The organism is Maridesulfovibrio ferrireducens, from assembly GCF_900101105.1.
GTDB lineage: Bacteria > Desulfobacterota > Desulfovibrionia > Desulfovibrionales > Desulfovibrionaceae > Maridesulfovibrio > Maridesulfovibrio ferrireducens.
Genome location: NZ_FNGA01000006.1, coordinates 1 through 17823 on the forward strand (window position 1 = coordinate 1; position 17823 = coordinate 17823).

At 45.8% G+C, this 17823-nt stretch carries 1 protein-coding gene; it reads left to right on the top strand.

Going from position 1 to position 17823, the window contains the following annotated elements:
* The first annotated feature begins 32 nt into the window (after positions 1–32).
* On the top strand, positions 33–17792 hold the full coding sequence (locus BLT41_RS16065; protein WP_211477669.1) for an Ig-like domain-containing protein: 17760 nt from the start codon (positions 33–35) through the stop codon (positions 17790–17792).
* Positions 17793–17823 lie beyond the last annotated feature (31 nt).

A 17823-nucleotide genomic window follows, 5' to 3' on the forward strand; every position in this document is an offset into this window, starting at 1 on the left:
CTGACGGTAAATGGGAAATCGCTCAAAATGATTTGAATCTGGATGACGGCAAGTATTCCGTAGAAGTTTATGCGGAAGATCTGGCGGGTAACAAGTCTGTTGTCAAAACAATAGAAATAACCATTGATAACGAAATTGCGACCCCGACAATTCAACTGAACAGTGACGACAACACCAATTTTAAAGACGACAACTGCACTTCTGAAGACCAACCGACATTGGAAGGAACAGCAGATGCGAACACAAAGCTGACCCTTACCATTGGGGGGCTTGCTCCTATATTGTTGACTGCGGATGAACACGGAGCCTGGCACTACACTCCTTCATCTACATTGGATGATGGAAACTATGCAGTATCTATTACTTCAGAGGATAAAGCAGGAAATACCGCAAGCAGAGATCTTACTCCGAACCTGATTATCGATACAGTAAATCCACCCTCCCCCGGCGTGGCTTTCACAGATTCCGGCCTTGACAGCGATAACATTACCAACGTTGCAGATCTGACAGGCTCATTTGATCTGGATGATGTTAATCAGGTGCTGATTACGCTTGATGGAAACACAAGCAACCAATACGAAGCGGTTCTAAATCCCAATGGAACATGGAAACTGAACCTCAGTGATCACCCTGTACTTAATTCAAACATGACTCAGGGCGAGCACACTTATACGGTCATATCCAAAGACCTCGCCGGAAATGAATCCGCTCCGACTGATATTACTTTCACCTATGACTCAATAGATCCTATTTTCAGTGTGAATCTTGAAGACGGGCTATCTTCCGGTGAATATGACAATATTACCAATGACACCACTGCGACATTAACCGGAAGCGGTGATGAAGGGTTATATTTCAAAATCACCGCAAACGGTGAACAACATAAATTTTTTGAACCAAATGGGGCGTGGAATTTCACTTTCGATTCCAGCACGGTTCATCTGAACGAAGGAGAAAACTTCGTCACTGTTGAAGCTGAAGACGGAGCCGGAAACGTCACAACTAAGACCATTAATATTTATCTTGATACCGGTGCTCCTGAAAAACCATTCATGGAACTTGCAGACGGATATGACAGCAATATCGACGGTGATAATATCACCAACAAAGATTCGCTCGTCCTTAAAGGAACCACTGAACCAGACAGCACCGTCAATCTGATTCTGAACGGCATAACCTATTCTGTTACTGCTGACGCAGCCGGAAACTGGGTGTCGCAGGAAATCCCCAACTCCGCACTGAATTCAGATGGAACTTATACTTTTAAAGCCACTGCAACTGATTCCGCAGGTAATGTTTCTGAAATAAGTGAACTGCCCGTCGTAATTGACCGAACCACGGTACAACCGACAGTAGTTTTGGACAGCAGTTCCAATTCCGGTGACACTTCGGACAATATAACCAATATCAGCAATGTTCTGCTAACCGGAACAGCAGAAGCTAAAAGTGTTATCGAAATTTATGTAACCAAGCCTGACGGTACGACAGTAAAACTCAATACAGGTAACTCTGTAAAAGCAGACGACAGCGGCAACTGGGAATATCAGACTTCCGGCCTTGGAACTACGAATGGAACTTACAACGTCGTTGTAAAATCAACCGACGAAGCTGGTAACCCTTCTGTAAACTCCAGTATGCTTGAGATAGAACTCGACAAAGAAATAAATGCTCCGACAATGATTCTCGACCCTGCGGATGATACCATCGGTAGTAACGGAGTTGCGGGTGATATGTACACCAGCGGTGGCGGAGATTCTAAACTTCTGCTCACCGGAACAACCGATTCCGACACAAAAACTCTTGAAATTTTCAGAGGTAATGAATCTCTAGGTTTTGCAACAATCGCTCTCAATGGAACGGACTGGACTTTTGAAGTCGATGCCACCGGATTTGTGGATGATACCTACACATTCACAGCCACTGCAACGGACAAAGCAGACAACTCCGCGTCCAAGTCTCTGGAAATTACTCTGGACACAACAGATCCGACAAAAAGTACCATTGACCTTGATGGTTCATCGGACCTCGGCAGATCGTCCACAGATAACATCACAAATGCAGAGATCTTAAAACTGAAAGGGAATATTACTGAGACTGAAGACGCAGTCAGCGTTTATATATATGAAGACGGGGTCTATCTCGGGGAAGCTGTCATTGACGGAAAAACATGGAGCTTCACCTATCCAGCGGACGCAAGTAAAGCTGGAGTAGGCAATCACAACTTTACGGCCGTAGTAGAAGATTACGCCGGAAACAGATCTATTGTTTCCGACACTCTGACTGTGGAAGTAGATTACGACACTACGAATCCGACCATTGATTTGAACACGGCGTCTGATTCCACAGGTCCGGCAAGTACCGGCGGAACCAAAACAGACAACCTCACTAATGAAAAGTTCCTGACCTTTGACGGAACAGATGCGGAACCGTTTTCAACAGTATCCATTGTCTATGAAGGAAATATTATCGGCTATACCATTGCCGACGAGCACGGTAACTGGACCAAGGCTATCAACACCACGGATTATGATGACGGGGTGCATGATTTCTATGCCCGCTCCGAAGATATTGCGGGCAACGTCTCGGATGACATTCTTCAAAGAGTAACAATTGACCGTACGGCCCCTACTCAAGCGGAGGCCGGACTTTCCGATGCGACTGACAGCGGAAGATTCGACAATGATGATATTTCAAAAGAACAAGATGTAGTCCTCACAGGTCGACTCGGCGAAGCCGCTGTTGAAGTGCGGGTATTCCAAGACGGAATTCTTAGAAATACTGCGGATATAAAAACAGATGTTAACGGTTCATACTGGGAATACGATTATGATTCCATTGCAGAAGGTAAATACAATTTCAAAATTGAAGTTGAAGATGCTGCCGGAAACGTCACCACATCTGAAATTTTTGATGTAACAATTGACCGTACCAATGCGGGAACTACTATTGCTCTGGATACCAGCACAAATACATCCGGTAACATAGGAACCAATCACGACCTTCTCACTTCATCAAACAAACTACTGATCACAGGTGTGACCGAAGGTTCTTCCGAAGTATATATAACTCTCAACGGAACACAGGTCGGATCCACTGTAATTGCAAACTCACTTACGGGTGAATGGTCTATTGAAATAGATGCAACTGCTTACCCTGATGCAACTTACCAATTCACAGCTCATACAACCGACTTAGCCGGTAATGAGCAGACCAACCCATTCAGTGTTGAGGTAGACCGCACACCTCCGGCTGCCACTCAGGTTGACCTTGACGCTGCAAGCGATCTCGGAATTTTAGATAATGATAATATAACCAGCGCAACCTCAGTCACCTTAAAAGGGACTCTGTCCCCGGATGATGCAGGCCCGGACGCGGTAGCTATTTATATATTTGAAGAAGGCAACATAAATTCCATAGGACAGGCAACTGTGGTAGGAACGTCATGGTCCTTCACCTATGATCCTGCCGAGGGAGAACACAATTATTATGCCAGAGCAGTTGATAATGCTGGAAACTTCATAGACTCGGCAACTCCGCTGACAGTAATTGTCGACCATACTCTACCCTCATCAAGTATTGATCTTAATGACGGGTCCGATTCCTTTGACACTGAGGCCGGCGGAACAAATACTGATAATTATACAAACGAAGAAACTCTGAACCTTACAATCAGCAGTAATTCGGACACCGCAACTGTTGAAATTTTCAAAGTTGTCGGAACAACATACACATCCCTCGGTTTTGCCTCGAAAGTTGGCGGAGACTGGATTTTTGAAGTTCAAAATATCGCTATTGATACAGACGGAACATACAAGTTTGTAGCTCAAGCTACAGATATAGCCGGAAACGTCGAGGATATATCAACCGACGCAGGCATCAGTATAACAGTCGACAGAACTCCGCCGACTCAGCCGACGCTTGATCTGCATGAAGATTCCGACACATCGGAAAGTCATAATTTAATAGGTAATGATCATGACAACTACACAAAATCCGACACCCTTCTTCTGAAAGGAACAGCCGGAGCTGGCGATCCTGTAGACCTATATCTGACTGTCGCAGGCGGCGCAGAAACACTGATTGGTACTATTTACGCAGACAGTGTTACCGGTTTGTGGGAATATTCTTACGACTCCACAAATAACGGATTGGCGGGAAAAGAATCCCTCAATTTCAGAGCTGTTGCCAGTGACAAGGCGAATAACACAGCTGAAACGAATCTTGTTGTTGATGTTGACCGCACTTTGCCCGCAGCACCCACCATTGAACTTGATAATATGGACGGGTCGACTGACGCAACTTATGATGCCATCGTCAAACATACTGAAGCTACCCTCAAAGGAGTCGTCACCGAAGGCGGAGATGACCTGATTGTAACCATCTATAAAATCGACGGTGCAACCAGAACAGAACTTGCCAACAGTGCGACTGATTCCGACGCTGACGGGACAAATGATGTTACCATCACTAATAACGGTGACGGAACATTTACCTGGTCTTATGATTACGGAAGTATTGATGAAGGGTCATACAAATTTATTGCCGTTGCCGAAGACGTCGCAGGTAACCACTCAGAATCTGATCAATATTCAGTTCTGGTTGACCGCGACGTAACTCCTCCGACTATTGACCTTATAGATGAATCGGACAGTTTCGGTATCGGAACCCTCGGCTCCAATACTGACAATATCACAAATAAAACGACTATCACCCTTAAGGGAACTACCGACACAGACAGTACGGTTGAAATATTCAATACTAACGATCTGGTAAATCCGATTGCAACACTTACTCCTGATGCAGACGGTAACTGGACTCTTGAGAATCTTGATGTCTCCGGCCTTAACGGGGAAATATCCTTTGTTGCCAAAGCCACTGACCACGCTGGCAACACCGCTGATTCAGTTCAGAATCTGGATTTGACTTTTGACAGAGTAAACAGCGGCGTCACCATTGATCTGGCTACCGTATCAGACTCCGAAGGACATACTGGAACCTCTGTAGATAATCTTACCAATAAGGATACCATTGTCCTTGAAGGTACTGCCGATCTCGGAACATATATCACTGTCCTTATCGGTGATACCGTTATCGGAAGTGTGGCAACCGACGCCACCGGACACTGGACACTGCCTAATGTTTCTACCGGAACTTACGGAGATGCAGGTCTTGAAACTATCACTTATACGGTCAAATCTGTAGATGCTGCAAACAACCCTGCAACATCAAGCATAGACATTAATTTTGATAAAGTTCCGCCGAGCACTCCTGATATCCAGTTAACAGTGGCAACTGATACCGGAGACGACCACACTGACGGGCTGACCAATGCCAACCCGGTAGTACTCACAGGATCAATCGCAGAAAACGACGGCTCCGTAGGCGTTGAAATCTACCGTGTAAACGGTTCCGGTACTTTGGTTTATGTCGCTGATGCTGATTCTGTTACCGATGGGACATGGAGTTTCGAATATAATCTTTCAGACGGAGAAATAGACTATACCTTTGTAGCCCGAGCCGTAGACAATGCCGGAAACTATTCCGACTCACCACAATTTGTCGTAAGTTATGACAATTCTCTTCAAATTCCTGAATTAGACCTTCAAGCCGGAAGTGATACTTACGGCGTAACGGATCACGGCGTTGATGTCGGTTCAGACTCTGACAACATCACACAGGCTCGTGTGGATGGAACTCTTGTTTTCGATATTAAGTCAGGACAGGAAAACACTGTCGAGCTGTATAAGGCCGACGCAGCAGGAAATCCCACAGGCGCGGCGCTTACTGTAGATTCCGGCAATCTTATATACATTTCCGCCACCGGCACATGGCAGTTGACCTATGACGCTTCATCTCTGCCTAACGGCGAACATGAATTTGTCACTAAGGTTACCGACACTGCGGGCAACAGCCGCGTCTCGGAAGTTCTTGATGTTACTCTTGACCGCACCATAGATCAGACAACCATCGACATGCTCGACACGTCTGATTCCTCCGGTAACGAAGGTACAGCTCAGGACAACCAGACCAGATTCTCCACCACAACTTTCAACGGAGATGCCGAAGCCGATTCCATTGTTGAAATATTCAGGAACGGAACTTACATAGCAACCGTTACCGCAGATGTTCACGGCAAATGGGAACACGCCGCAACCTTTGACGCCAGTGATGCTGACGGCGAATACAATTTTACAGCTGTCGCTGTTGATGCCGCAGGTAACAGGTCCGCGACCGGAAACCTTGTTGTTACCCGCGACACAACAATTGTTGACGCCCCGTCTATTACTTTAGCAGATGCAAGCAACACCGGAAGCCAAAGCGACACAATAACCAAACTTGACCAGATTACCCTCACAGGTAAATTTGCTTCATATAATCCGACAACTGACCCTGTTGCGGTCTTTCTGTACGTTGATGGAATCAAAGCCGCCGGTGAAGCGACCATCTCCCTCGTGGGAACAGAATACGTGTGGGAATACCCCGGTATTGATGTCACACACGGTGATCACGACTTCTATGTTGTCATTGAAGATAATGCCGGAAACACCAATCAGTCCTCATCACTGACAGTCACGGTCGATACTCAACTTGCAGACCCGACTATTGAACTTTTTGAGGATCATAATACTTATGGTGAATACTACGGCGACAACACAGACAAATATACGTCGCTCACTAAATTTAAACTTTTAGGTGATGCTGAAAAAGACAGCTCCGTAACTATCTCTGTAACAGGCAGTGACGGTGTTAAGCATGAACTGGGCACAGTCACTGCAACAGACGGAACATGGGAATATGCCGTTGACAGTGAATGGGTAAACGATTCAGACACCTTCAACTTTGAAGCAAAAGTTGTCGATATTGCAGGCAATGACAAGACTGTTGATCTTGAACTGGTTGTCGATAAAGATTTCCCTGTACTCGGCGATCCTGCAATCTCTCTCGATAGTGACACAGGTATAGCGGACAATAAAACCAACTCACAATATCTTGTACTCAAGGGCCAATTAAACGACCCAAGTGATGATGTCGTTGTTTACCTTAAAAACGGTGACGACATTGTCGGGCAGGCTGATATAAACGCTGCCACGGGTGAATGGACCTACAACTACGCAGATACCAGTGTAGAACTTGATCAGGGCACATACAATTTCAGTATTCTCGTGCAGGATAAAGCAGGTAACACAACTTATTCTGACCCGTTAGCCGTAACAGTTGACCGTGATATCAATGCGCCGGACATAAGCCTCGACGACAGCACGGATACAACAGGCGGACCTGCCGGAGTTGTCGGAGATGATTACACCGGATTCGTTGACGGCAATGGAAATATCCTGAATCTGCGTGTTAGCGGAGATTCTGACAGTACCATCAAAGTATTTCTCAAAGTCTCCGGCGGTGATGATCTTTATGTAGGCACTTCGACTGTAGACTCAAACGGTGACTGGTCATTGGTCCCCTTTGATGCGACAGGCTATGCCGGACAGACTACAGATCTAACCTTTGTTGCGGTTTCTACTGACGGAGCCGGAAACACAGATTCAACAGAGTATTCATTTACTCTCGATGATGTAAATCCGGTTGCCGGAATCATTGACCTTGCTGATGCTTCCGACCTTGGAAAAGACGGACACGATGAAATTACCAATGCTAAAGAGATTCTCTTAACCGGAACTCTTGCAGAAGGTGCAGATGCGGTTAAAGTCACAATCTTTGATGGTACAACAGAACTCGGCCTTGCAGACGTAACCGGAAATGCAACCGATGGTTACAAGTGGAGCTTCACTGTCGGCAATGACGACTCTATGCTGAACTACATAGCCGAAGGAGATCATTCCTTTTCAGCCGTTGTTGAAGATAACGCAGGAAACCAGACCACTCTTGCCGCACTTCCTGTTGAAATCGACCGAACACTTGCAGCACCCGACTTTCAGCTTGATTCAGACTCTGCCGGAAATGTCGGAACCACGAGTGACAAACTCACCAATATTGAAAGCCTTCAATTCTCTGGATCAACTGACACAGACAGCACTGTTGAAATATTCTACGGCACACGTTCACTCGGTAATGCTACCATAGACGCAGCCACCGGAGATTACACCTTTGCAATTAATATCAACGGGGATGCTGATTTTGCAGATGACGGAGAATACACTCTCTCCGCCGTTGCCACTGATATTGCAGGGAATATAAATTCAACAGATCTCACCATAACACTGGATAGAGAAATTCCGGCTTCAACCATTGATCTTGAAGCGACATCAGACAGTTATTTCGATAACCCGGACGGTGCAAATACCGGAACAGACTCCGACAACACGACGAGTCAAACAAGCTTGGAACTGACTGGTAAAATAGCCACAGACAGCACAATTTCTTTATATCTCGGATCAGTTCTTATCGCCGAAGTCGACCCTTCGTCCGGCTCTGTTGCCGGAATAACTATTGATGCGTCCGGGAACTGGTCCACCACAATTGATGTCAGTTCTTACGTGGCTGACGGAGAGACCAAGGATCTTACCATTGAAGCTAGAGTGGAAGACAACGCTAACAACCATAATACTTCCACGCACGACATAACTGTTGACCGCACCACTCCGGATGCAACCACAGTAAATATTGCCACCGGAAGCGACACAGGTTCATCCGCCGATGATAACAACACAAAAGGGGCCCCGCTTGTTCTTACCGGAGCCGTTGCCGAAGACAGTGATGCTGTTTCAGTCTATCTTTATGATGACGATGTCTTTGTAGGTGAAACCACCATAGACAATGACACAAACACATGGACTTACAGCTACACTCCAGCAGAAGGTGAACGCAAACTCACTGCATATGTAGTTGATAATGCGGGCAACAAGTCCGATGAATCAACAGAGCTGGTTGTAACAGTCGACAGAACGTTTGAAACTTTAAGTCTGAATCTTATGGATGTTTCAGATTCTTCGGGCAACGAGCCTGATGGAACAAACACAGACAACCGGACCAACGCAAAAGTTCTTTCTTTTGACGGTGAAGCCGACGCCGGAAGCACAGTAACACTGACTGTCCAAGGTACTGCGATTGAGTACACATACACTGTCGGCAGTGACAAACAATGGAACATTGACATACCGGAAGATGTTTCCACTGCGCTCAATGACGGAAACTATAAAATAGTAGCGGTTGCAGAAGATCTTGCGGGTAATTCTTTAACAAAAGAATTGGACATTACCATAGACCGCACCGCACCTGTTGCACACGCGCCTTCTCTTACTGACGCAACAGACCTTGGACATGACACTGATGATAATATTACCAGTGCTACAAATATCGTACTTGAAGGAACACTTGAAGAAAGTTCGAATGATGTTTCCGTACATGTCTACCTTGTAAACGGAGAGAACACCGCCGAGCAGCTCAAAGCAATGACTGCTCTCGGTGAGGCTACCATCAATGCAGACAAGACATGGACCTTCAGCGGAGACAGTCTTAACGGCCTCGACGGAACATATAAATATCAGATTCTGGTGGAAGATAACGCCGGAAACATTACCGCCTCCTCGATGCAGGAAGTTGTGGTTGATATCAGCGCCCCTGCTGTTGATATTGATCTTCATACCGACTCAGACTCGAAAGGTCAGCATGTCGGCACCGATACAGACAATATTACCAATGCTGAAAATCTCACTCTCACAGGAGAGGTTGAAGAAGGAAGCATCGTAAAAATTTACAACAGCGCAGATACTTTTAATGACAGCACATATGTAACCACAGCGATCGTCACAACTGTAGACGGTGTAACGACATGGACAGCACAAGTCGGTACGACAGAGAATACATATGAAGTAATGAATCTCACCGCTGTTGCAGAAGATCTGGCAGGTAACACGGCTCCGGCAACCATTTCTGTAACTTCTGACCGTGTAGATCCTGAAAAGCCGACTTTGGATCTGGATGACATTTCCAACTCTGCCGACAAGAGTGATTCGCTTACCAATTCCAAGCTTATCAAATTAAATATCGGCAATGTCGTAGAAGCTTCTGACAAAGTTTCCGTCACACTGTTTGAAGGTGATACTGAAATAGGTGAAGCCGAGTATAATGCCGGTTCAGGATGGCACTATATTTTCAATGACAGTGATGCACATGCCGATAACAATCTTGGTGAAGGGAACCATGTCTTTAAAGTCCGCATTCAGGATGAAGCCGGAAATGAAACATGGTCCGATGTCCTTGATATCACCGTTGACCGGACCATCGCAGATACATCCATCAACCTTGATTCCGACACCATGGGCGGACAAGGCACAAACGATGATAATCTGACCAACGCCACCACACTTAATTTCAGTGGAGATACCGATTTATCCGGCGACAGTGAATTTAAAGTCTACCTTGTAAACAGCGACAACTCGCTGACAGAAGTTGCAGGAACCCTTAATTATTCAACCGGAGGTTCTGACTGGTCTCTTGAAATGGATGCCTCCGGTTTTGACGACGGAACCTATACTTTCAGAGGCATAACAACTGACAATGCAGGCAACGAAAGTCATGCTGATGTTGTTATTGAAATAGACAGAAGCATCACCAACCCGACTTTTATTTTAAATACTGAATCGGACCTCGGCCGTGAGGACGACGACAAGATCACAAATGCAACTGATCTGGTTTTCACTGGAACTTCGGATTTAGGAGACACTGTAACTGTCTATAAAGTTTATGAAAACGGAACCAAAGCAGAAGTGGGAAGTTTTGTTGCTGAGAACGCAAACTGGACTTACACAATCGGCAGTTCAGCCCATGCTGACAATGCCGATAAAACACAGATTGATGCTAACGGCTCCTACACTTTCCATATAGAAACTGAAGATAATGCCGGCAACTCTAATTCATCAGCATCTATTCCCGTTGAAATAGACAGAGAAATAGCCAAGCCCGGCGATATTGATCTGGAAACAGCATCCGATTCAGATTATCAGGATGGTAGTTTCACTTTCGGTAACAATAGTGACAACTTAACAAACAAAGATAATATAACTTTGACCGGAACAGTTGAAGCTGGTTCCGAAGTTTATCTCTATATCGAAGGAGTGGATACACCTGTAGGTTCAGTAACCCTTGCTGATGATGCGACAAGCTGGAGTATCACTGTTCCTAAGAGTTCCATACCCGACAATACCGAGTATAAGTTTTATGTAAAAGCCATCGATATTGCAGGCAATGAATCTGTAACGTCAGAAAATATCACAGTCACTGTCGATCGAGTTGATCCAGTTGACCCGGTAATCTCCATGGCAACCGCTCATGCTGATATTGATGACGGCATAAACGAAGGTGTATACACAAATATAACCAAACCTTCCTTTAATTTAAGCAACCTTGAAGAAGGAACCAAGCTTAATATAAAAGTAGACGGCGTAACCGTAGATTCACCAATTGTCGGAGCAGATGGCACATACACATACGACGACACCACATTTACCACTAACGGAGAACACAACATATCCGTAACTGCGGTAGATGAAGCTGGTAATTCTTCGCAGACAGTAACTTATACTTTCAATGTGGACACCTCCGCAGAACCGATATCAGGAGTATCACTCTCTGACATATCCAATTCCGGAGCATTGAGTGATGTCCTCACCAATGTCACCCGCCCGCAAATTGAAGGTAAGGCGGAAGCCGGATCAACTGTTGAAGTAACTATCAACGGTGAGACCGGAACTACAACCGCAAACGGTTCAGGGGACTGGGTATATGCGGTTCCTGACTCTCAGGATGAACTTGGTGAAGGTGACTATACAGCCACCATCACATCAACCGACTACGCCGGTAACTCTGCGACCACTACTTATGATTTCGAAATTGATGAAAGCGTAGATTCCACCGGCTTTAATATGCTTGCCGGAGATGGAAACGACTCAGGCTTTGAAAACAATGACCATAACACGCAGAATACGACACCAACTTTTACTTGGATCGCAAAAGAAGATTTAACTGCAACGATCTCAGTGTATGACAAAGATGATAATACTCTGATTAAAACCTTCACGGTAAATTCACCAACCGGAAATAATACATGGAGTATCCCCGGTGAAGAATCCCTTGATGACGGCAATTACAGGGTAGAAGCTGTTTTCAAAGATGTGTCCGACAACATTTCCGCCACAGAAATCGTCAGTGACCTTGTCGTTGATAATATCGGTCCTGCTGTTGAAGTTAACCTGCACAACGACTCCGACGCAGGTACCAAAGGCGACTGGACCACGAATGGTAATGTTGCAAACTTGACTTTAACCGGATCTACCGAAGGCGGATCCCGTCTCTATATCTCCGTCAACGGAGTTCAGGTTAATACCGAAGGAACAGGTTATTTAACTGTCGACGGTAGCGGAAACTGGTCTTACACCCTGCCCGCAGATTCTGTTCACGACGGCGACAATCCCATCGAAGTTGTAACCGAAGATGTTGCCGGCAACAAAACTTCTATTGAAAAAACGCTTTCGATAGATCTTTCAGTTTCTCCGGAAGGTGAAGTTTTACTTAGTTCCGATCCTGTCTCAAATACCGGCGACACCACAGATAATATTACCAGCAACGAAAATCCGACTATAACAGGTAAAACCGAGCCGGGTTCAACAGTTACGTTATATTGGGAAGATGGGTCCGGACACAAAATTCTGGCAGGATCACATACAGCTCTGGCTGACGACGAAGGCAACTGGTCTATACAGGTTGATAAAGTAACCCTGAATGAAGGAGACAACACCTTCATAGCCGACATAGAAGACCATGCAGAAAACACGGCTTCTATAACGGGTGTAGTTGTAATAGATACAACCGCACCGAATAAAGACCTTTTGCTGACGGAAGTAAAAAGCTCTTCCGACACAGGTGAAAATACTTCTGACAGTTATACAAGCGATGCAACTCCTGACCTCAAAGGTAGCGGAGCGGAAGCCAATACGGAAGTAATGGTATACGTTGACGGTGAACTATACGGAACTGTCACCGCGAACGCTGCCGGAGAATGGGAGCTGCCCTTCCCCGCTGATAAAGGGGCCCTCTCTGAAGGCAACCACCTTGTTACTGTCAAAGACTATGACGTAGCGGGGAATCTTTCCGAACATTCGAATCCGCTTACTATAACAATAGATAAAGCTGGAGATGTTCCGGTTATCGCTCTTGTTTCCGCCGATGACACCGGAGCTTCCAACACGGATATGAAGACAAGTGTCCTTGACCCGACATTTCATATCACTCTGGAGCCTAATTCAGACAAGGCGGTTCTCACCATCCTTAACAGCGATGGTGACACCATGTACTCTCTCACGGAAAACACACCTCCGGCAGATGGCATATGGGAACCGTCACTTTCTGATGCTTCAATAATTCTTCCCACAGGAACATACACAATCTCGGTTGTTGCGAACGACAAAGCAGGGAATCCTTCCACCCATTCAGAAACATTAACCATCGACGGAACTCCGCCTGATTTTGATTTTGAAATTGCAAACGACACCGGACTCTTTGATAATGACAACATAGTAAATACAGAAATTGTAACCATACTCGGAACCAACGGGGAAACAGGTTCTGTCATCACAATTCTTGATGGTGAGGATGTTGTTTACTCAGCCGGAGCAGTAGATGCTAATGGAGACTGGACATTTTCCTTCCCCGCAGAAGCCGACGGAACGACAACAACACATACCTACACACTGCGGGCAACTGACAGCGTAGGAAATACTGTAGATAAAGTTCTCAATTATACGGTTGACCTTGTGGACCCCGCAGAACCCGGCGTAGATATGATGGAAGCGTTTGATTCCAAAGGAACATTCTTTGGAAGCGATACGGATGACATCACCAGTTCAAAAACTCCGCAGTTCAAGATCACGACAGAAGCCGATACTCAGGTTAAAATATTCCTGGACGGTTCCGCGACTCCTGCATTTACCCTTGAACCGGGAGCAAACACAGGCTCATACACTTATACGCAAGTCGACGAACTTACGGACGGAGATCACACTTATACTATAGTAAGTACTGACCGCGCCGGAAATAGCAGTACGACGACACTGCCTATTACTATTGACTCTTCGTATACTCCGGATCTTTCTGTTCAGCTTCATACTGATTCAGATTTCGGAATTTCAAGCTCAGACGGCCTGACGAATACAACCTCGCCTCAGCTTGTCGGAACTGCGGAAGCCGGAAGTGCTATCAGGGTATACATCAGCGGACCGCATTTAAACGAAACAGTAGCGGGAAGCAGTGCTGAACTCGGCAGTTTAAAATCAGAATTCATACTCCCGGACGGAACAACCTCATGGGACTATACTCCAAGCATTGTAACTGGCGACGGTTCATATAAAGTCACCGTTGTTTCGGAAGATAAAGCCGGGAACCCGCAAACTGTCACAACAGTAATATCCATAGACACACAAGCTCCCGAGCTTCCTACTATGGAATTCGGAACCGGTGGGGATATTGATCCTTTAACCCCGAATATGACCAAAGATGTTACTCCGATGCTTTCAGGAACAGCTGAATTTGATACAACAGTAACTGTTACTCTGGCATATGGCGGAGATGATGAATTCAGAAAATACTCTTTCAAAGTAGTAGATACGAACGACAACTGGACATTCCAGATTCCAGATTCGGATCAGCTTCCTAATGGGCCTTATGACGCAATCATAACCAGTACAGATGATGCCGGTAACAGCAGTTCAAGCACAACCAGCCTTCTGGTCAGTGCGGTAGATCCCGAACCGCCCACCATCGGTTTGATAGAAGAAGATGATTCCAATGTTTTACAGGATGGAATAACAAACGTTAATGAAGACGTAACCCTGACAGGTATTGCCGAATCATTCACAGATGTTGAAATATACGACAAAAACAATGTCCTTGTTACAACAGTCAGATCTGCCGGTAACGGTATCTGGAAATGGGATCTTCCTGAAAACGCAGAAGGCGAAGTTGCCGACGGTGATTATTCCTACTACGTCAAAAGTACCTATTTTAACGGAACAACTTATACATCCGACCCGTTTGAACTAAAAATAGATTCCGGGACAACAGCATCCACTCTGAGGCTTGCTGAAAATGTTGACACAGGTATTGATAACGAATGGCGCACCCCGGAAGAAATTGCGGCAGGAATAGATTTTAACACTGAAACCTACCAGGACTGGGAAACTAACTATGCCAGTCCTACCATTGAGGGTTCTGTTGAAATAGGCAGTACTGTTCAAGTTCAAATGAAAGTTGCGGACTCAGAATCTCCCGGCGGCTTCAAATTTATCAACATGGGAATAATTACCCCAGAAGCTATGGAAGCTAACGGAGAATGGGCTTTCACTTTCCCTCAGTTGGATAACGGCGAATATACCATCAGAATCGTTAACACCGACGAAGCCGGCAACTCTGTTGAAGGGGTAGAGCAACCTTTAAAAGTTGATTCTACTTTAAATATGCCTTTTGTGGATCTGCCGGACAGCGCAGACACCATGGTGGAATCTGTTCCAGCTCCGGCTAACATCTCAGATTTACCGGACAACTTTTCCTCCCATAAAGACGGATTCACAAGTGTGAACAATCTTCCATTGGAAGGAACAGCCGAAGCAGGCTCAAGAATAAAAATAACCACCTACTATAATGGTGGCGAACTTTATGGCGAATCCGATGTTTTCATCGTGGATGAGACCGGAACATGGACCTACCCCACCGGAGTAATGCCGGACGGGTCTTACTCTTTCGTAGTTACTTCCGTAGATATGGCCGGTAATGAGTATCACACTCCATCGCTTGATGTGACTATAGATACCCAGACAAGCTCCGCAGCCATTGATATGCATACTTCCTCGGATCACGGCCCGTTTGGAACCTCCCTAAGCAGCTATCTGCATGACAATATTACCAACACATCCAGACCGTCATTCACCTTATATGGAGATAACGGCGCAACTTACCTGTTGTTCTTAAACGATGTGCTCGTAAAAACAGACGTATTTAACGGTTCTTATGCGAGCTACACACCTGACGCTGACCTACCGGACGGAGATCACACCTATAAACTGGTAACTGCGGATCAGGCAGGACATGTAGAGCAATCCTCTCCCCTGACCATAACTATTGATACAAATAATCCAGTCATTCAGGATACTCCTGTTGTCCTTTTGCAGGACGGCGGAGCGCAAGGTGACTTCATAACCAATGTAAACAATCCCACGCTGCAAATTAATGTGGAACCCGGAACATGGGCTTCCATCAGCGGCGCAGGTTTCAGTGGACACTGGGCAAAAGACACAGATGGAGACGGTGTTGTTCAATTCACTGTCGATCCTGCGGTGGTCGACGGATCATATCCGGTCACAGTGCGATTCAGTGACACCGCGGGTAACTACGATAACGCAGACTCCAAGTCTTTCGATCTCGTTGTTGACACTGAGAATCCTGTCACTTCAATTGATTTACCAGCAGCAGATGACCTTGGATTTCATAGTAATGACAATCTGACCTGTGATGAAAATCTCAGTTTAACCGGACGGATACTCACCGATACTGGAGAGTACAGCATAACCATCACTAAAGATGGTGCGGCGTTCAAAACTTTCACACAAGATGATCTAACACTTGACGCTGACGGTAATTGGGAAATTAACTTCGGTGAAGGAGAATTAAGTTCTCTTGAGAATGCACACTACGTGGCGACCTCACACACAGAAGATCTCGCCGGTAATGTCAGTAACAGTTCAATAGGCTTTACTGTTTACGATAAGATTCTGGCGGCTCCAACTTTGAATCTGGTGGATGCATGGGGAACCCTCCTGCTTGTCGGTAACACCGGATTTGCAGTGGCGGAAGACCATGAGTGTAAGGTAAAACTGACATTCCACGGCATAGACGGTAGTGATGCGAGTGAAGTCATAACAATCTTAGCCCAGCGCTCAGGTAGTATTGCTGTTTCCCTGCCTGAAATTTACGAATATGACTATGTGACTGCCGAAGTTCTGGACCCGGCAGGTAACGTATCTGCCCAGACAGTTGTAGATCTTGATGCAGATGACGGAATAACTCCGCCGGCTCCGGCTCCTGCACCGACATCGAGTGCAATGGCGGCTCCTATGATGATGAGCGCTGCTGCTCCTGAACCGGACACAGAGCCAGATTCGGAACCAGATTCGGAACCGGACCTCAGTCCTTCTCCTGAAGAAGAGGTACATACCGCCGCTCCGGAAGAGTCTGAACCTTCCGCGGATTCCACTGACGAGCCAGAAGCAGACACTCCTGATGACGAAGCAGACAGCAGCGAAGAATCATCAATGTCTCTCTCTGAATCTTCCGATGCAGATGGTGATGACATTGCCGACACAGACACTCCCACAATAGAAGGAGTTGTTCATAATTCTGATGTAACTGAAATAAAGCTTACCATTGAAGGGGATACTGACGGAGACAACAATCCTGATATTGTCATTGAAGAAACAATTTCAGTAGATGGAGAGAATGGCAGTTGGTCATACGACTTCCTTGATGAGCTTGGTGAAGGAACTTACGATCTCAACTTTGAAGCTTTAAATACAAGTGGTGAGGTTGTTGATTTAGCTGGCGATCAAACATATGACTTTTCTGTGCTTGCAAGCGAACTGTCAGAAGCCGCCCAGAGCGAAAGTTTATTTGAAAGCTCCAGTGAGACTCCGGCGGAAAGCGATACCCCGGCAGAAGAAAGCTCTCACTTTACGACTGACGGAGTTGACACCCCGCCTATTGAACCTGAACATATTGACAGCTTAGCTTAATTGTAAAATTTTACGTTAATAACAAAAAGGG